Below are 18,196 nucleotides of genomic sequence, written 5' to 3'. Positions count from 1 at the left end.
TTCGCAGCGGAAAGGAAAGCCATGATCATTACGCGCACGCCGCACAGGATATCGTTTTTCGGGGGCGGGACAGACTATCCGTCCTGGTACATGGAAAACGGCGGGAAGGTCCTCGGGACCGCCATAGACAAGTACTGCTACATAACATGCAGGGAGCTGCCGCCGTTTTTCAAGCACAGGCACAGGATAGCCTATTCAAAGGTAGAGACGGTCACGGATATGAACGAGATACAGCACCCCTCCGTGAAGGAGACCCTCAAGTACCTGAATATCGGCTACGGTGTGGAGATACACCATGACGGCGACATCCCGGCCCGCTCAGGCATGGGCTCCAGCTCTGCCTTCACTGTGGGGCTTCTGAACGCGCTTTACGCCATAGAGGGGAAGAGAATAACGAAGGAGGATCTCTACAGGGAGGCGATCCATATAGAACAGAACCTCATAAGAGAGAACGTGGGCTCTCAGGACCAGGTCTGGGCCGCGAGCGGGGGGCTGAACACCATCGAATTTCTGCAGAACGGCAACATAATGGTGAAGCCGATCATCATGGACGCAAAGAGGCTTAAGGCCTTCGAGAGCAAGTTCATGCTCTTTTTTACGGGCATATCGAGATACGCATCCGAGATAGCCGAGGAGCAGATACGGAACACCTCGAAGAACAGGGAGGAGCTTCGCGAGATGCAGGGGCTTGTCGACGAGGCGCACAGGATACTCACCTCAGGCTCCGTGGACTTCAGCCCCTTCGGAAGGCTACTTGACGCCACATGGCAGATAAAGAGGCGGCTTTCAAAGAGGATAAGCAACGACGAAATAGACGCCTTATACTCCACTGCGGTCAATAACGGCGCGGTCGGGGGGAAGCTGTTGGGCGCCGGCGGCGGTGGGTTTATCCTCTTCTACGCCGAGCCCGAGGACCAGGAAAGGGTAAAGGAAGCTCTTAATGGGTATATTCATATACCGTTCAAGTTCGAGTTCAACGGCTCGGAGATAATCGTCTATAAACCAAACTACAAGTAAGGGGGGCGCCGTGTCTCGGTTCGGTCTTGCGAGCAGCACATGGTCTGATGACGAGAGGGAAGCGATACTGGAGGTGGTAAGCGGCGGCTCATATACCATGGGGCGGCACGTCCGGGAGTTCGAGGAGGAGTTCGCCAGCCGCTTCGGGATGAAGTACGCGGTGATGGTCAATTCCGGCTCTTCGGCGAACCTCATATCGGTAGCGTCGCTCTTCTACAGAAGCAAAAACCCCCTTAAAAGGGGGGACGAGGTTATAGTGCCTTGCATATCCTGGTCGACCACCTTTCATCCTCTCCACCAGTACGGGCTTAAGCTAAGGTTCGTCGATGTGGATTTGAGGACCCTCAACTACGACATCGAAGCGTTGAAGGCCGCCGTCACCGAGCGCACGCGCATGATCGTAGCGGTAAGCATACTCGGCAACCCTTGCAGGTTCGACGAGATAACGCGGCTCTGCGAGGAGAAGGGGCTTATCCTCTTCGAGGACAACTGCGAGTCGATGGGCGCCAGGTTTGGCGGCAGGTACACGGGCACCTTCGGCCTGGTGAACACCTTCTCCACATTTTTCTCCCATCATATCTCGACCATGGAGGGAGGGTTAGCGCTCACAGACGACAAGGAGGTCTACAACCTCCTCAAGGCCATGAGGAACCACGGCTGGACAAGGGACCAGGACGAGGACAGCCCGATATTCGAGAGAAATGACGATGACTTCTTCGAGGCCTACAGGTTCATATTGCCGGGGTACAACCTGAGGCCCGGCGAGATACACGGGGCGATAGGTAAAAGGCAGTTAAAGAAGCTCGACGAGTTCGTGTCTCTGAGGAGAAAGAACGCGGCGCATTTTGTGGGCCTTTTCAAGGACGACAGAAGGTTCATCATACAGGAGGAGGTAGGGGAGAGCTCATGGTTCTCATTCACGATGATAGTAGACCCGGCCTCCGGCCTTGAGAGGAAACAGGTGCTCGAAAGGCTTAAGGGCGCTGGTATCGAGTACAGGATAATAACCGGCGGGAACATATTGAGGCATGACGTTGTCAGATATTACGACTACACGGTCGCCGGGTGCGGGAACGCGGACATCGCCCACTACAACGGCTTTTTCGTGGGCAACCACCCGCAGGACATAAGGGACAAGATAGACCACCTCTACGAGACGCTAAGGGTAGGGCTGTGATGAGGGCGTTATTCTTGAAGGCATGTTATTTCGATCTTTTAAATCGGAGGCGTTTGATATGGGTAATCTAAGTATCGCGGTTACAGGTGGGGCCGGGTACCTTGGCTCTGTGCTGGTGCCGGAGCTATTGAAGCTCGGCCATAGCGTAAAGGTGCTGGACAATTTCATGTACAGGCAGAGCCCGCTCCTTGAATGCTGCTATTCGGAGCGCTTTAGCGTGGAAAGGGGAGACGCGAGGGAAGAGGGGACCGTCCGGGCCTTCATAAAGGAGGCCGACTACATAATACCGCTTGCCGCCCTTGTCGGCGCGCCGCTTTGCGACCGGGACAGTATCGGCACTGTCACCACGAACAGGGACGCGGTCGCGCTCATCACGAGGCTTGCGTCGAAGGGGCAGAGGATAATCATGCCCACCACCAACAGCGGCTACGGCGCGGGGCGGAAGGGCTCTTGCTGCACCGAGGATACGCCCATCAACCCGATATCCTCCTACGGGCGCACCAAGATGGAGGCCGAAGGGATAATCCTCGACCGGGGCAACGCAGTAAGCCTGAGGCTTGCTACTGTCTTCGGGGCCTCACCGAGGATGAGGCTGGACCTCCTCGTCAATGACTTCACCTACAGGGCGGTGAAAGACCGCTTCATAGTCGTATTTGAAGGCCATTTTAAAAGGAACTACATACATATAAGGGACGTGGCGCGGGCGTTCACGCACGCGATGGAGAACTTCGACGCGATGAAGGGGAACGCCTATAACGTCGGCCTGTCCGACGCCAATCTTTCAAAGCTCGAGCTATGCGCGGCAATAAAGGAAGAGATACCCGGCTTCGTCTACGTCGAGGCCCCGATAGGCGAAGACCCGGACAAGAGGGACTATATCGTATCCAACGAGAAGATAGAAAGGACCGGGTTCGCCCCGGCGCACACATTGAGGGGCGGGATAAGGGAGCTTGTGAAGAGCTACCGCATAATAAACAACGGCAGGTTCGGCAATGTTTAGAGGCTCGAAGATATTCGTGGCAGGCCACGCCGGCCTCCTCGGAGGCGCTATCGTGAGGAGGCTTAAGGAGAATGGCTACTCGCGCCTGGTGACCAGGACTCGTGACGAGCTTGACCTTATGAGACAGGGGGCGGTCGATGCGTTTTTCGCGGCTGAAAGGCCGAGGGTGGTCTTTCTCGCCGCCGGCCTTACGGGCGGCATATCCGCCAACATTGCCAGGCCGGCGGATTTTCTCCATGTGAACCTCATCATCCAGGACAACCTCTTCGAGGCCGCTAAAAGGCATGGCGTGGAAGATCTCGTCTTTTTCGGCTCGTCATGCGTCTATCCCAAGGGACTTGCAAGGCCGATAGCGGAAGATGACCTTCTCGCAGGGCCTATCGAGGAGACGAGCGCGCCTTACGCCATAGCAAAGATCGCCGGCATAAAGGCGTGCAAGGCATACAACGAACAGTACCTCTCGACAAGGTTCATCGCCATGGTGCCGAACTCCATCTACGGCCCTGGCGATAGCTTCGACCCGGTAAGCTCTCACGTCCTGGCGGCCCTCATCGCCAGGATAGCCGACGCCAGGGAAAGAGGCTTCCCCTGCCTGACGTTATGGGGGACAGGGACCCCAAGGCGGGAGTTCATCTATTGTGACGACGCGGCGGACGCCGCGATATTCGCCCTCGAACATGCCGGGGAGATGGAAAATGAGCATTACAACGTCGGCACAGGGACCGATTATTCAATAAGGGAGCTGGCGGAGATGATTTCAAGCGAGATCGGCTATGAGGGCGAGATTGCGTGGGACGCCTCGAAGCCCGACGGGACGGCGAGAAAGCTCCTTGAGAGCGCAAGGTTCGCCTCGCTCGGATGGTCCGCGAAGGTGGGGCTTCAAGACGGGATCAGGAGGACGTGCGAATGGTACCTGAAGATGAAAAAGGGGGTTAGATGCGGGTAGAAGATCTCGTAGGCCATCTCAGGGTAAAGTCCTCCTGGGTAAGGAAAGAGACATTGAGGATACACGCCCGCGCGCAGGAGACGAGGATAGCGTCCTCTCTTTCATGCGTGGAGATACTCACGGTCCTTTACTACGGAGGGATAATGAGCTTCGCTCCGGAAGAGCCTTCGTGGGATGGCAGGGACAGGCTCATCGTAAGCAAAGGGCACGGGGCTGTATCGCTCTACCCCATCCTGGCAGACCTTGGCTATTTCGACCCGTCAGAGCTTACCCGCGTCTGCAAGGAGGGGACATTCCTCGGAGGCATCCCCGACCCTGTTGTGCCCGGCGTCGAGACGGTGAACGGCTCGCTGGGGCACGGGCTGGGTGTTGGCGCTGGTATGGCCCTTGCCCTTAAAAGAAAGGGTATGCGGCAGAGGGTCTTCGTACTTGCCGGGGACGGCGAGCTTTACGAGGGCTCTGTATGGGAGGCGGTCATGTTCGCGCCCCATCACAAGCTCGACAACCTGGTGCTCATAATAGACGCCAATAAGGCCTGTATGCTGGATTTCTGCGATAAGGTGCTCGACATAGAGCCGATAGAAGAAAAGCTCAGGGCCTTTGGCTGGGAGGCGGCAAGCGTGGACGGGCATGACGTCAAACAGCTCTACCAGGCGCTATTTGCCGCGAAGGCCGACTCGCGGACGGGCAGGCCGCGCGCTATAGTGGCCAGGACCGTAAAGGGTAAAGGCGTGCCGTCGCTTGAAAGCGACCCGCTCAGCCATGTGAAGAACGTGAGCGCAACCGAAGCCGAATCGATAATAGAGGGGATGAGATGAGCAAGGGCGTGATGAGAGACGTTTTCCTGGAGAGGCTCCATCGGCTCATGGAGGAGGACGGGTCGATATTCATTCTGAGCGCGGATTTCGGCTCCCCCAGGCTTGACGCCATAAGGAGGGACTTTGGCGACAGGTTCATAAACGTGGGGATAGCCGAGCAGAACCTTGTGAACGTGGCAGCGGGCCTTGCGCTCGAAGGCTTCAAGGTCTACGCCTACGCCATAGCCCCGTTCCTTACAATGAGGGCATACGAGCAGATAAGGGTAAACCTCGCCCTCCAGGGGCAGCTTAAGAAGATCAACGTGAACCTCATAGGGGTCGGCGCCGGCCTAAGCTATGACGTCTCAGGCCCGACGCACCATTGCCTCGAGGACCTGAGCATAATGAGGGCGCTGCCGAATATGGCCGTTTTCTCCCCGTCCGATTGGGCTCTGGCAGGGCAGCTGGCGGAGTACACCTTGCGCAGTTCCGGGGTGAAGTACCTGCGATTCGATGGCAAGCCTGTAGAGCGCGTCTACGGAGAGGCCGCAGATATAGAGGCCGGTCTTGGAGAGCTGAAAAAAGGCAAGGGCGTATGCCTGGTCTCTACCGGGTATATGACGCATACCGCGCTGGAGGCTTCGGGCATGCTTGAAAAAGAGGGCATAAGCGCGGGCGTAATAGACGTATTCACGCTCTCGCCATTCGATAGCGTTGGCTTTCTCAAGTTGATACGGGATTACAGCCATATATTTACGCTCGAAGAGGGCTTTTTGGGGAAGGGCGGGCTTGACAGCCTCATAACTTCAGCCATCATTGATAGCGGAGCGCAGCCGAAGCTCGCAAGCTTCGGCTTTGACGGCGGCTATCTTTTTTGTATAGGTGACAGGGCGGCTCTTCACAGGCTCAAAGGCATTGACCCTGTCTGTGTAGCCAAAGAGATAAAGAGATCGTTCCATGGGGTTTGAGATGGGCATCGATATAGCGCTTATAAACCCGGGCGACAGAAGGCAGGTCTATCAGGAGCTTGGCAAAGAGCTCTCGGCTGTCGAGCCGCCTTTTCTGGCAGCCTCGCTTCTATCTTATCTCAAGGGGCTCGGTTTTAAGGCGCGCCTTGTGGACTCTAACGCGCTCAACATCACGCCTGAAGAGACCGCGCGGATGGTAAAGGAGATGGACCCGCTCGTAGCCGGGGTCATCGTTTACGGGCAGCAGCCTTCCGCCTCTACCCAGAACATGACCATAGCCGGCAGGATATGCGGGGCGCTGAAGGATGAGGGGATAAGGACCGCCATAGGGGGCTTGCATCCCTCGGCCCTGCCGCGAAGGACGATGGAAGAAGAAAAGGTCGATTTCGCCGTCGAGGGGGAAGGGCAGCGGACTTTCGAAGGGCTTCTTTCAGTTTTGAAGGCGGGGGGCAGGGAGTACTCCGGCGTGCCGGGCCTCTGGTGGCGTGAGGACGGCCGTGTAAGGCATAACGCTCTGCCAGCGCTTATGGCCGACCTCGACAGGGCGCTCCCTATAGCCGCGTGGGATGAGCTGCCGATGGACAGATACAGGGCGCACAACTGGCACTGCTTTGATTCACCATCCGAGAGGTCGCCTTACGCGGCCATATACACAAGCCTCGGCTGCCCGTGGTCATGCGTCTTCTGCTGTATCAATGCCCCCTTCGGCAAGCCCGGCATAAGGTACAGGAGCCCTGAGCTGGTCGTCGAAGAGATAGGGCTTTTGCATGAGGGGTACGGCGTCAGGAACCTGAAGATATCGGATGAGCTTTTTGTGCTCGACGAGCGCCATTACATGAAGATAGCGGACCTCATAATCGAAAGGGGGTATCCGCTCAATATCTGGGCGTACGCGAGGGTGGATACCGTAAAGAGGGAAAATTTCGAGAAGATGAAGCGTGCAGGGGTGAACTGGCTCGCCCTGGGGATAGAATCGGCAAACCCTGACGTGAGGGACGGCGCGGAAAAAAGGATGCGCGCCAGGGACATAAAAGCGACCGTGCGGGCGATACAGGCGGCTGGGATAAGGGTCATAGGCAATTACATCTTCGGACTTCCGGGCGATACGCTCTCCACGATGCGCGAAACGCTTGATATGGCGCTTGACCTTAACTGCGAGTTCGCCAACTTCTACTGCGCCATGGCCTACCCGGGCTCAAAGCTCTATGAAATGGCGGTGAAAGAGGACTGGGCGGTGCCAGGGGAATGGCACGGCTTCTCCCAGCATTCATACGAGATGCTGCCGCTTCCGACGAAGTGCCTCTCGGCGAGGGAGGTCCTCGGCTTCAGGGACAGGGCATTCCACGAATACTTCGGCTCGCCGGCTTATCTGGAGATGATAGAACAGAGGTTTGGGGCTGAGGTCAAAAGGCACATTGCCGGGATGTCATCGACAAGTCTAAAAAGAAAGCTCCTCGAAGAAGGGGTTTGCACAGGAGGCGTTAAATGACGACCATGAAGGCGGTATTCATCGACAGGGACGGCGTTATCAACAAAAAGCTCAACCATGACTATGTCAAGGAATGGGATGAATTCGAGTTCCTCCCCGGGGCGCGCGAAGGGGTCCAGCTTATGAAGGACTCCGGTTTCATAACCGTTGTCGTGACCAACCAGAGGTGCATTGCCAGGGGTGTTTCTACCATAGAGAAGCTCACCGAGATACACGCGAGGATGATGGGCGAGTTCTTAAGGAGCGGCGGTAGTATCGACGCCGTATACTTCTGCCCCCACGACGTCCACGAGGGCTGCGCTTGCAGAAAACCGGAGCCGGGCATGGTCCTGAAGGCTGTGAAGGACTTCGAGTCAAGGGGCGTCGCGATAGACGTTGAGAACAGTTTTTTCGTTGGCGACGAGGAGAAGGATATGCTCGCAGGCAAGGCCGCGGGTCTCCGGACGATAAAGATCGGGGAAGGGCATCCGCTGGCAGATGAGCAGGCAGGGAGCCTTTTTGACGCGGCAAGGCTCATCTGCTCATGACACGCTGGCTCTTTCACGTATTATTCGCCGCCCTTTTTCTGGTCTCTTTTTCAGGGGCCGGGCGCGCCTGCGAATTCTCCGACCTCGGGAGCGCCCCTGTGGTCGTGGCCGGAGGCGAGGATGCGCTCCTGCCCATGCTCGACCTCAACCTTGCCGGCAGATATCCCTTCGTGGTCTTCTCATCGATGCAGGACAAGGGCGAGCTGGACGCGCTGTTCGACAAGGCATCCGCCGGCAGGATAGTGCTCGTGAACGCTTTCTCCCAAGAGTTTGAGGCCGAGCGGCGAATGCTTGCGGAGAAGTCGCCGGACGGCTGGCGCACAACGCATCTTATATACCATGAGCGTGACGATGAGCCTGAGCCTTTTGAGAAGACTATCTTTATCGATGAGGCTGGCGAGTACTCGGTAAGGGCCAGTCTTAAAGTCGCCGAAGGCTCCGCAGCCGTTTTTATGCTGGACGGGAAGGCGCTTGTGACAACCGGCGGCAAGACCCCTGGAGAGGAGGCCTGCCTTGATGGAAAGCTCTCCCTTTCGCGAGGCGGACACACGTTCTCGGTAAAGGGGGCGGAATCGCTGGAAGCGTCGATAGGCCCTGCAAAGGATCCGCTCTCCATGCCAATGCCCGAGATACGTTTTACGAAGGCCGATCCCACAAGGTACGAGGTTCAAGTAACCGGGGCGAAGGGGCCTTTTACTCTCGTCTTCAGCGAATCGTATAACAGCGGCTGGAAGGCCTTTATTAATGATGCGCGTGAGGCAGAGGCCGCGGCGCATCTTCTGGTAAACGGCTACGCGAACGGATGGCTCGTCGACCCGCTGGAAAGCGATTTCAGGATGGTAATAGAGTACGCCCCGCAGAGAAGGATCTGGGCCGGGATTATCGTCTCCGCCGCGGCCTTTGCCATATCAGCGCTGCTATTGGTCTTAAGGCGGCCAAAAAAGAGGTGAGTAGCCTATGAAGGCCCTGGATGCATCAAGGGGTAATGCCGCTCTTTTAAGGCGATATCTCTCCGGAGCGGCGCTGCACGCGGTTGCCGCCTGGGGAGGATTGAGCCTTTCATATTGCGCTTACAAGGCTTATGTACGGGCGCTTACAGGCACCTTCCCGTTAGGGCTTAAATGGGAGATAAAGTCAGCGTTCCCATCCGCGATAATGATATTCGCCGCTGTATATGTCATCCGTCGCGCGCTCTTCTCCGGTGCTGCAAAGACATCGGATTACGCGTTGATGCTTGCCGCCTATCTCTGCCTTGTGAATACTCTTGCGCTCAGCTACTCGAAAGAGGCGCTCCTGGTCTTCAACCTCTCGGCCCCGTTTATTGCGATGCTCCTTGGCATGCTCTTTTTTTTAAAGCGGCTGGAGAAGCATATAATCTCATTGGCCGATAGATACGGGGCCGGGGCAGAGGCACGAAGGCTTGCCTCAATGGCGAGGGGCTTGGTTGCTGAGGCCGTCTCAATGGTCAACGGGCTGCCTTCAGGGCTCCTGGCCGCCGGTACTTTATTTTTCATGCTGGCGGCCATATTGATGATCGCGAAGCAGCCTGCTACCGCCGAGGTCGCGGCCTCCGCGGCGTACTTTCTTATGCTTTCAGGCGTCTTATTGAAACTGGCCAGGTCCGTTAAGGGCGGCGCTCAAGAAGGTGACTGAGATGTCTGGAGAAAAGGGGCAGGGCCTTTTCAAAAGCGGGGCCTTTTTCGCCCCCTTTTATTTCTGTGCCGTATCCCTCATGGCCGTCATCTACACCTGGCCTCTGGTAGCTGATATCAGGGGCTCTTTCCTGGGCTTCCCTGGGGACTCGCTCCCAGGCATCTGGGGGCTCTGGTGGCTTGATTTCAGCACATCTTCAGGGCTGCCGTTCACGGAAGTAGGCATGCTTGCTTACCCGTTCGGATGGGACTTCTCAGGGGCGCCGCTCCCGTACCTTTTCATAACTATTCAGTATCTCTCCGTCAAGCTCTTCGGCGACATAGCGGCCTTCAACCTGATGAAGCTCGCAAGTTTTCCGCTCCTTGCCCTTACCAGCTATTATCTTCTTTTTTATGTGACCAGAGACAGGGGCGCGAGCGCCCTCTTCGGCGCGGCCTATGCCTTCTCTCCATATCATGTCATCCATACGATGGCCCATTTTGCCAACCTCTACTGGCTCCCGCTCGCGCTCCTGTTCCTCCTCAAGTCGTTGAGGGAGCAGGGCTATTCAAATACGGCGCTCTTCGGGCTCTTCTGGGGCCTCCTTACGATAGACAACGCCTATTTCGGGTTTTTTGTCGGCCTGCTCATACCTGTTTTCCTCTCCTTCCATCTCGCTGATCTTAAAAAGAGCGGATTCCGGTATTGCTTCAATGGCGCCGTCGTAGCCGGAGTGGCCTTCTCTATCGTAGTGCTGCCGATGGCATGGCCTGCCATCAAAGGCATGCTCGCCCCTTCGGCAGGGGTCGCGGGGGTAGAGCCAAGGAGGCTTTCGGACCTCTTTATCTTTTCTGCCAAGCCGCTCGACTATCTTCTTCCTTCGGTCCACAACCCTTTCCTGGGCTGGGCGGTCCCGCACTTCGGTATCGGTCCGCTCAAAGGGCACAGGTACACCGAGCACACGCTCTTTATCGGGTATGCGCTCCTGTTTTTAGCCGGGTTCGCCATGTATAAGGCGTTCAAGCCGGATGAAAAGGCAAGGCAGACCATTTTCCTCTTCCTCGCCGCCGCACTCATCATGCTTCTCATCTCGGCCCCTCCCTTCATCCCGCTCGGGGAGTTTGATATAGATGCCGGGTCAAGGACGGTATCGGCAGAGCATAAACTCTTTCTCCCGCAGTATATCCTCTTCAAGGTACTCCCTTCGGTGCGTGTCTATGCCAGGGCGGGAGGTGTTGCCATGCTCGCCTTTACGGTGCTTGCAGCCGTTGGCTTTTCCCTCTTTTCAAGGCGCTTCAGGTCCAGAAAGGCGTTGATAGCGGCGGCCTCAGTAATAATGATGATCGAATTCGCGGAGTTCCCGGACTTTAGAATTACAAGGCCCGCATCCCCCAGGGTATACGCCTGGCTTGCCGTTCAACCCGGAGAGTTCGCTATCGCCGAGTACCCCTTTGGCGGGCCTGACGACCCGTACACGACCTACGATTACATGTTCAACCAGAGGACCCATGGAAAGCCGCTTGTGAATAGCCCGGCGGCTGGCACGCTGCCAGATGAGTTCGTATCCAGCATCAGGACAATAGACCGTACTGGGGCGGTGGAGGCGCTTAATGCAGCTGGAGTAAGGTATGTGGTCATACACAGGGACAAGTACAGGCATGGCAACAAGTTTGTGATACTCGATTGGCTCGCCGCCCCCCCGCCTGAGAAGAGGTATCCGCCTGAGTGGGGCGCAGAGCCCGTTGCGCCAAAAGATCTGAGGCTGGTCATGTCCGCGGACGGGGACGAGCTTTACGAGCTGCCGGACGCCTCAGGTTTGACAGGGGGCGAATCCTCTGTAAGCTTGAAATAATGTTTGTAGCTGCCATTTAGAGATAGTCCTGTACCAGTTTGCGGGAGGCCGATAGATCATGCGCCAGTCTGATTTCATCCGCGACGGATATGATGAAGAGGTCATGAGGTTGCTTCTTGAAGATGGCCCCTCGGCCAGGGTCCTGGTCATGGCCGCTCACCCTGACGACGAGGCCATAGGGATGGGCGCGTTTCTTAAAAACCTCACCAACGTCGCCTACCTGCATCTCACGGACGGGGCGGCAAGGAACATGCGGGCGGCGAAGGCCAGGGGGTTTCCAACACGGCGTGAGTACGCTCTGGCGAGGAGGGGCGAGCTTATGATGGCCCTGAACCACATGCGCTCGGCGCCTGTTGAGATGATAGAGTTCGGGATACCAGACCTTGAGGTCTCGTATAACCTCGTGCCGGCGACCCTGCGCCTGCTGGAGGTCTTAAGGCGCCTGAAGCCATCTGTAGTATTTGTCCACCCTTACGAAGGCGGCCACCCTGACCATGACTCGGCGGCGTTTTGCGCGAGGGCCGCCTCTATCATCATGCAAGCCGAGGACGTTGAGCCGCCTGCCATAATAGAGTACACATCCTATCACGCTGACGGAAAAAAGATGGCGACCTCCAGTTTTTTGCCCACAGCGGCCCCGATGTTGAGCATAAGGCTGACTCAAGAGGAGCGGGCCTTAAAGACCGAGATGTTCAACTGCTATTCTACGCAGAGGAACGCGCTCAAGCAATTCGAGACAAGTGTGGAACGGTTCAGAAGGGCCCCGTCCTATGATTTCACGCGGCCTCCGCATCCGGGCAGGCTTTTCTATCAGAACTTCTATTGGGGCCTGCCCGGGCTCAAATGGTGCAGGCTGGCTGAAAAGGCCTCGTCAAGGCTCGGCATCCCTGCGCATGGTGGTGTGGCGGGGCCGCGACTTGTTGACCTCTACTGGTATGTAAAGCTCAAGCTGGCCTCCATTCTTTGAAGCTTTGCCCATCAAAAATAGCGGCTTTAAAAAAAACCAGAGCAGGTTGACAACGGAGAAAGTTGCATTAGAGTTATCATACAGTTCGGAAGCCGCACGATTAAAAAGCCTGTCTTGCCATACCCTGGCGGTCTTGAAAACCGCCGGGCGCCGGGAACTCTGTAGCACAAGACGCATATATCCGTAAGGCAGGGGATTCAATCTCCGGTGGAGTGGTCTGCCCAAGTCTCTATGTTTAAGCCATACAGGCGTTTTTGTGATTCCCAGGGGTGGATATGCGGGTCTTCAGGGGAAAGATATCGGTGATCATGCCCGCTTACAATGAGGGGCATCATATATATGAGAACCTCAAAGAGACGCATTCGGTCTTCAGCAGGACAGGCAGGGACTTCGAGCTTGTACTGGTCGATGACGGAAGCGCCGATTCGACCTTCTTTCAGGCAAGGCGGGCCGCGCTCGAATTCGGCAACATAATCCCGGTAAGAATAGCCGTGAACATGGGCAAGGGCAGCGCCCTTAAAGAGGGCTTCAAGCACGCCCAGGGAGACTACGTCATCTTCCTCGACGCTGACCTGGACCTCCACCCGCTGCAGATAAAAGGTCTTCTGAGGGCCATGAGGGATTCGCGCTCTGACGTAATAATCGGCTCCAAGCATCACCCGGCATCCAGGCTCGATTACCCGCTTCCGAGAAAGATCATGAGCAGGGCGTATGCCGCGGCCCTTAAGGCCCTTTTCGGCCTGCCGCTCAGGGATACGCAGACCGGGCTTAAGATATTCACCCATGCCGCGCTCAAGAAGGCATTCCCAAAGGTCATCTGCCGCAGGTACGCGTTCGACATAGAGCTGCTGGCGCACGCGCATGAGGCGGGGTTCAAGGTAACCGAGGCGCCTGTCGTACTGAGCTTCAGAAGGCAGATGAGCTGGGGGAGGATAAAGGCGGCTGACGTGGCGAGGATGGCGCTCGACACGCTCGCGATATTCCTGAGGCTCCATATTATCAGGCACTATGGCAGCGCCTTCGAGGAAGGGACGTTTGCGGTGAAGGGGATGGTCTGATGAATGCCTTAAAAAGCGGCACGGTGCTTTTCCTGGCTACGCTTGCGGGAAGCGTGGCGAACTGTATCTTTCAGGCCGTTATGAGTAGGTCCCTTTCAATGGGCGATTTCGGCTCGCTTAACGCGCTCTTCTCCATTATTTTCATCGCGGGCGTGCCAGCCGCGGCCACCATGCCAGCCCTGTCGAAAGAGGTCTTCTCGCTCGCATCGAGCGGACGCGCCTGGGCCATCCCGTCCCTTTACAGAAGAAGTCTGCTTCATATGGCGCTCTTCGGCGGCGCGCTCTTTGTACTACTGACTATCTTGAGAAAACCGGTCTCGGAATTCCTCGGTTTCGGAAGCGATTGGCTGGTCTCGATGACCGGGGCGGGGCTCTTCTTTGCCTTTGTTCTATCGGTGAACCTTGGGTTGCTGCAGGGGCTGCGGAGGTCATCGTATTTCGGCGCGGGCATGGGCTTTTTAAGTCCGTTGCGCCTCCTGGCAGGCGCAGCCCTCGTAGCATCCGGCTACGGCCTTGCAGGCGCTGTAGCCGGTCTCGTCCTTTCAGTAGCATTTGTATTCCTTCTGACCACGCTCCCTCTTCTGACATACCTGTTCAGGGCCGGGGACTCCGCGCCTTCCGCCGCCATATACATTTGCAGCCCTGCCGCGCTCGCTTACGCGCTCCTCTTCGCGGTCCTTACCAATATCGATCTTTTGATGGTGAAGCACTACTTCCCGGCTGAGGAGGCCGGGCTTTATGCAGCGGCCTCCATATTGGGGAAGACTGTACTCTTCCTCTTGTATTACATGACACAGTCTCTTTTTCCGTCGTCCATGGAGCCCGGCCCGGGGGGCGTTGAAGCGGTAAAGCTCCTCGACAGGGGGCTTGGGTTTGTTCTCGCCACCGCGCTTATCTGCCTGCCTGTGCTGGTCCTGTTCCCCGCCCACGTCCTTGCCTTCCTCTTCGGAGAGCCATTCGCGCAGGCGGCCCCGGTATTGAAGCTCTACGCCCTGGCGGCCGCGCTCATGTCTGCCGTAAGCGTTTTCTCAGGCTTCAGCCTTGCGCGCAGACGTGGTTTTATATTCCCGCTCGCGGCGGCTTGCGTGCTGCTGCCGTTTTTGTTGAGCAGGTTCCACGGCTCAATGACGGAGGCGGTTATGGCGGCAGGCGGAGTAGACCTGGCGCTTGTGCTCATCGGCCTTTTCGGGGCCATGAGGGAGCGGCGTTCTTTCGTGCCGGCTCAAGCCAAACTGGAGGGCATAGCCGGACGATGACGCCGTTCGTATCCATAATCATACCTGTAAAGGAAGTAAACGATTACATACGGGAGTCCATGGCGCACATCCAGGCCCTTGACTACAAGGACTTCGAGGTGATCATATTCCCTGACTCCCCCTCTGACGACTCTTTCCCGAAAACAAGGATAATCCCGACCGGCCCCGTCGGCCCGGCCGAGAAGAGGGACCAGGCGCGGCTTTACGCCAGGGGAGAGATATTCGCGTTCCTCGACGACGACGCCTACCCCCGCAAGGACTGGCTTCAAAAGGCGGTGCGGCATTTCAATGACCAAAACGTCGCGGCTGTAGGCGGCCCTGCCGTCACCCCGGAGCACGATTCAGTCTGGCAGAGGGCGTCCGGCCGGGTCTTCTCCTCGTGGCTTGCCAGCGGCAATTACGGGTACAGGTACATGCCGGAGAAAGAGCGCGAGGTCGACGACTTCCCGACAGTGAACCTCATCATCCGCAGGAGCGCCTTCGAGGAGGCCGGAGGCTTTGATACCGCCTACTGGCCGGGGGAGGATACCAAACTTTGCCTGGACCTCACGAAAAAACTCGGCAAAAAAATAATCTACGACCCTCGGGTCTTCGTCTTCCACCACAGGAGGCCGCTTTTCCTGGAGCACCTGAAGCAGGTAGGCAGGTACGCCTTCCACAGGGGCTACTTCGCGAAGGTGCTGCCGGAGACCTCCATGAGGCTTCCTTATTTCATTCCGAGCCTCTTCGTGCTCTGGCTCTTGCTCGGAGGGCCCATCTCGATTGTAAGCGGGCCGTTCATGATCTTCTACCTCGGAGTGCTCTCCATTTATTTCATGCTCCTTATTTCGGAATCAGTGCTCATAACCCTTAAGGAGAGAGACCCTCTTGTAGGGGCCCTCTCGATGCCCGGCATATTCTTCACGCACCTCATCTACGGATTGAGGTTCATGCAGGGTATCTCGTCGAAAGGTGCAAAGAGATGAAGGTAGCCATTTCATATCCGCCGCTTGAGAGCGCCAAAGGCGTGCCGCTCCTTTCGCAGAACCGCCAGTTCCAGTGGTTCAATAATCCGACATACATATATCCGGTAGTCCCGGCATACGCCGCGACGCTCCTTCAGAAAGAGGGCTTCGACGTCTTCTGGGATGACGCGATAGCCCAGGGGCTTCAATTCGAGGCGTGGCTCTCAAGGATAAAGAAGGAGCGGCCTGACGTCATCGTCATCGAGACGAAGACGCCGGTCGTAAAAAGGCATTGGGCGATAATAGACAGGCTCAAGGACGAAGCTGAAAGGTCGTCGTGGGACCTTCTGGTAGCGCTCGTGGGCGACCATGTGACGGCGCTGCCCGAAGAGTCGCTCGCCAATTCAAGGGTTGATTTCGTGCTGACCGGAGGCGATCACGATTTCCTGCTCCTCTGTCTTTGCAAGGCCCTTGCTTCAGGCGGTGCGTACGACGGCCTTGAGCCCGGGATATGGTACCGGAAAGACGGCAAGGCGGTAAAGTCGGAGGGGAGGCACGAAAAGCACGACCTCGAAAGCTTGCCCTTCATAGATAGGGACTTGACCCAATGGGGCCTTTACAGCTCAAGGAACGGCAACTTCAAAAGAAGGCCCGGCACGTATACGATGGCAGGCAGGGACTGCTGGTGGGGCAAGTGCAGCTTCTGCTCATGGACGACGCTCTATCCCGGGAAGGACTTCAGGTCGGTGTCTCCTGAAAGGCTTCTTGACGAGATAGGGGTGCTTATCGAGAAGTACGGCGTGAGAGAGGTCTTTGACGACAGCGGCTCCTTCCCGGCCTGCGACTGGCTGGAGACCTTCTGCAAGGGGATGATAAAGAGGGGGTATCACAAGAAGATATACATGGGCTGCAACATGAGGATAAACGCCCTCGGCAAGTCCGAGTACGAGCTCATGGCAAAGGCCGGCTTCAGGTTCGTGCTCTTTGGGCTCGAGTCGGTCAACCAGGCGACGCTGGACAGGCTCAATAAGGGGCTTAAGGTAGAGCAGATAGTGAAGGGCTTTAGACTCGCCAAGGCGGCCGGGCTCGAGCCTCATGTCACCGCTATGATAGGCTACCCATGGGAGGGCAAGGCCGACGCCGGGGAGACCATATCCTTCGCTAAAGAGATGTTCAGGAAAGGGTATATCGACACCCTTCAGGCAACCATCGTGGTCCCTTACCCTGGCACGCCCATGTACGAAGAGGCCAGGCGTGAAGGCTGGCTCCTGACCGAGGACTGGGACAGGTACGACATGAGGGAGTCGGTCTGGAGGAGCCCCATTTCAGAAGATGACGTAAAGAAACTGACCAAGGGGCTTTACAAGGCGGCGCTCAACCCGCTTTTCATAACGAGGAAGGTGCTGAAGATAAGGAGCGTTGACGACCTCAGGTTCCTTTTCATGGCGGGGATGAAGCTCATGGGCCACCTCTCCGATTTCAGCGCCAGGGCCAAGGGCAACGCCGCCGGCCGGGAGGCCTCATGAAGAGTATCGACGGATCGCCTGTCATCTCGGTCGTGATCCCCACGCTAAACTCCGAGCGGACCTTGAAGGAGTGCCTGAGGAGCATCTGCTCCCAGGACTACCCCGCTGAAAAGATCGAGATAATAATCGCCGACGGAGGCTCTACGGATTCTACCAGGGACATAGTAAGGCTCGTCCAGTCCGATAGCGCAGTGAGGATGGCGGTGGTGCCGAACGCCCTCAAGACCGGAGAAGCCGGCAAGGCCGCCGGGCTCAAGTCCGCCAAAGGCGAGCTTGTGGCCTTCATCGATTCCGATAACATCCTCCCTGACAAGGGATGGCTCAAACGCATGGTCGAGCCCTTTGCCGACAGCGAAGTGGCGGGGGCCGAGCCGCTGGAGTACGTATGCAGGTCGAATGACGGGTATATTACGCGCTACTGCGCGTTTTTAGGCATGAACGACCCGCTCTGCCTCTTCCTGGGCAATTACGACAGGTACTCGGCCCTAACTGGCAAATGGACCGGGATGCCGTATTTCGCGGAGGACATGGGGCCGTGGTTCAAGCTTAAGCTCGACCCCCGCCGTTTCCCGACAATGGGGGCTAACGGGTTCATTATCCGCAGGGAGGCTTTAGGCTGGTGTCAGCCAGGAGACTATCTTTTCGATATCGATATAATATGCGAGCTGCTTCTGACACGTCCTGGCATAAGGTTCGCGAAGGTAAAGACCGGCATCATCCATGTCTTCTCCGGCGACATAAGGACTTTCATAAGAAAGCAGAAGAGAAGGCTCCGGGATTACCGACACTACAACAGGCTGGGCCTCCGGAAGTACCCATGGAAGAGCGTGGACAAGGCCGGGGTCTTGAAGTTCGTCCTCTCGTGCGTGACCGTCGTGCCGCTCCTTTCGCAGTCGGCAAGAGGCTATATGAGAAGGCCCAACAGCGCCTGGCTCTTCCATCCGGTCGCGTGCTGGCTGACGCTCATCGTCTATGGGTTCGGCACCCTGACGGGCTTTCTTGGCGGCGAGCTTAAAAGGGAGGGCTGGAGCCAGTAGGAG

At 57.1% G+C, this 18,196-nt stretch carries 17 protein-coding genes; all 17 read left to right on the top strand.

Translation table 11 applies throughout. The annotated features are described in order from the left end of the window. Positions 1 to 21 precede the first annotated feature (21 nt). The 17 genes from A2V21_304615 to A2V21_304535 all read left to right on the top strand — a co-directional run bounded on the left by A2V21_304615 (position 22) and on the right by A2V21_304535 (position 18,193). Entirely contained in the window at positions 22 to 1,017 is a 996-nt protein-coding gene (locus A2V21_304615) for a kinase (GenBank protein ID OIJ73608.1), read from the top strand. Positions 1,018 to 1,027: 10 nt separating this feature from the next. Beyond that, positions 1,028 to 2,194, top strand: a complete 1,167-nt coding sequence (locus tag A2V21_304610; protein ID OIJ73607.1) for a pyridoxamine 5-phosphate oxidase — start codon at positions 1,028 to 1,030, stop codon at positions 2,192 to 2,194. 58 nt (positions 2,195 to 2,252) lie between these two features. After that, complete coding sequence (locus tag A2V21_304605) at positions 2,253 to 3,194, top strand: hypothetical protein (GenBank protein ID OIJ73606.1); 942 nt, start codon at positions 2,253 to 2,255, stop codon at positions 3,192 to 3,194. Further along, positions 3,187 to 4,140 (top strand): GDP-fucose synthetase, encoded by a 954-nt coding sequence (locus A2V21_304600; GenBank protein ID OIJ73605.1) that lies wholly within the window; start codon positions 3,187 to 3,189, stop codon positions 4,138 to 4,140. The genes A2V21_304605 and A2V21_304600 overlap by 8 nt, the downstream gene beginning before the upstream one ends. Continuing rightward, entirely contained in the window at positions 4,131 to 4,958 is an 828-nt protein-coding gene (locus A2V21_304595; GenBank protein OIJ73604.1) for a transketolase, read from the top strand. The genes A2V21_304600 and A2V21_304595 overlap by 10 nt, the downstream gene beginning before the upstream one ends. Next, positions 4,955 to 5,905, top strand: a complete 951-nt coding sequence (locus A2V21_304590) for a transketolase (protein ID OIJ73603.1) — start codon at positions 4,955 to 4,957, stop codon at positions 5,903 to 5,905. Before A2V21_304595 ends, A2V21_304590 begins: the two co-directional genes overlap by 4 nt. 1 nt (position 5,906) lies before the next feature. Continuing rightward, complete coding sequence (locus tag A2V21_304585) at positions 5,907 to 7,394, top strand: B12-binding domain-containing radical SAM protein (protein ID OIJ75050.1); 1,488 nt, start codon at positions 5,907 to 5,909, stop codon at positions 7,392 to 7,394. Between the two features lie 5 nt (positions 7,395 to 7,399). Continuing rightward, positions 7,400 to 7,921, top strand: a complete 522-nt coding sequence (locus A2V21_304580) for a hypothetical protein (protein OIJ75049.1) — start codon at positions 7,400 to 7,402, stop codon at positions 7,919 to 7,921. Continuing rightward, positions 7,918 to 8,871 (top strand): hypothetical protein, encoded by a 954-nt coding sequence (locus A2V21_304575; GenBank protein ID OIJ73602.1) that lies wholly within the window; start codon positions 7,918 to 7,920, stop codon positions 8,869 to 8,871. The genes A2V21_304580 and A2V21_304575 overlap by 4 nt, the downstream gene beginning before the upstream one ends. Before the next feature lie 7 nt (positions 8,872 to 8,878). Next, positions 8,879 to 9,574 carry a hypothetical protein gene (locus A2V21_304570; GenBank protein OIJ73601.1) on the top strand — a complete coding sequence of 232 codons (696 nt, stop codon included), beginning with the start codon at positions 8,879 to 8,881 and terminating at the stop codon, positions 9,572 to 9,574. 1 nt (position 9,575) lies between these two features. Next, a complete protein-coding gene (locus A2V21_304565) occupies positions 9,576 to 11,405 on the top strand; it encodes a hypothetical protein (protein OIJ73600.1) in 1,830 nt (609 codons plus the stop codon). A 58-nt stretch (positions 11,406 to 11,463) separates the two neighbouring features. Further along, positions 11,464 to 12,372: a hypothetical protein gene (locus A2V21_304560; protein ID OIJ73599.1), complete on the top strand. Its 909-nt coding sequence runs from the start codon at positions 11,464 to 11,466 to the stop codon at positions 12,370 to 12,372. Positions 12,373 to 12,647: 275 nt separating this feature from the next. Further along, positions 12,648 to 13,430, top strand: coding sequence for a hypothetical protein (locus A2V21_304555; protein OIJ73598.1), 783 nt, complete (start codon positions 12,648 to 12,650; stop codon positions 13,428 to 13,430). Further along, positions 13,430 to 14,686 (top strand): hypothetical protein, encoded by a 1,257-nt coding sequence (locus tag A2V21_304550; GenBank protein OIJ73597.1) that lies wholly within the window; start codon positions 13,430 to 13,432, stop codon positions 14,684 to 14,686. Before A2V21_304555 ends, A2V21_304550 begins: the two co-directional genes overlap by 1 nt. Further along, the gene (locus A2V21_304545; protein OIJ73596.1) at positions 14,683 to 15,651 is read left to right on the top strand and encodes a hypothetical protein; all 969 of its coding nucleotides are present in this window, start codon (positions 14,683 to 14,685) and stop codon (positions 15,649 to 15,651) included. The genes A2V21_304550 and A2V21_304545 overlap by 4 nt, the downstream gene beginning before the upstream one ends. Beyond that, entirely contained in the window at positions 15,648 to 17,156 is a 1,509-nt protein-coding gene (locus A2V21_304540; protein OIJ73595.1) for a B12-binding domain-containing radical SAM protein, read from the top strand. The genes A2V21_304545 and A2V21_304540 overlap by 4 nt, the downstream gene beginning before the upstream one ends. Then, positions 17,153 to 18,193 (top strand): hypothetical protein, encoded by a 1,041-nt coding sequence (locus tag A2V21_304535; GenBank protein OIJ73594.1) that lies wholly within the window; start codon positions 17,153 to 17,155, stop codon positions 18,191 to 18,193. The genes A2V21_304540 and A2V21_304535 overlap by 4 nt, the downstream gene beginning before the upstream one ends. Positions 18,194 to 18,196: the final 3 nt, after the last annotated feature.

The organism is Deltaproteobacteria bacterium GWC2_55_46, from assembly GCA_001595385.3.
Classification (GTDB): domain Bacteria; phylum Desulfobacterota; class GWC2-55-46; order GWC2-55-46; family GWC2-55-46; genus UBA5799.
Note: the sequence above shows the minus strand (reverse complement) of the source record. Positions and strands in the feature narration are given on the sequence as shown.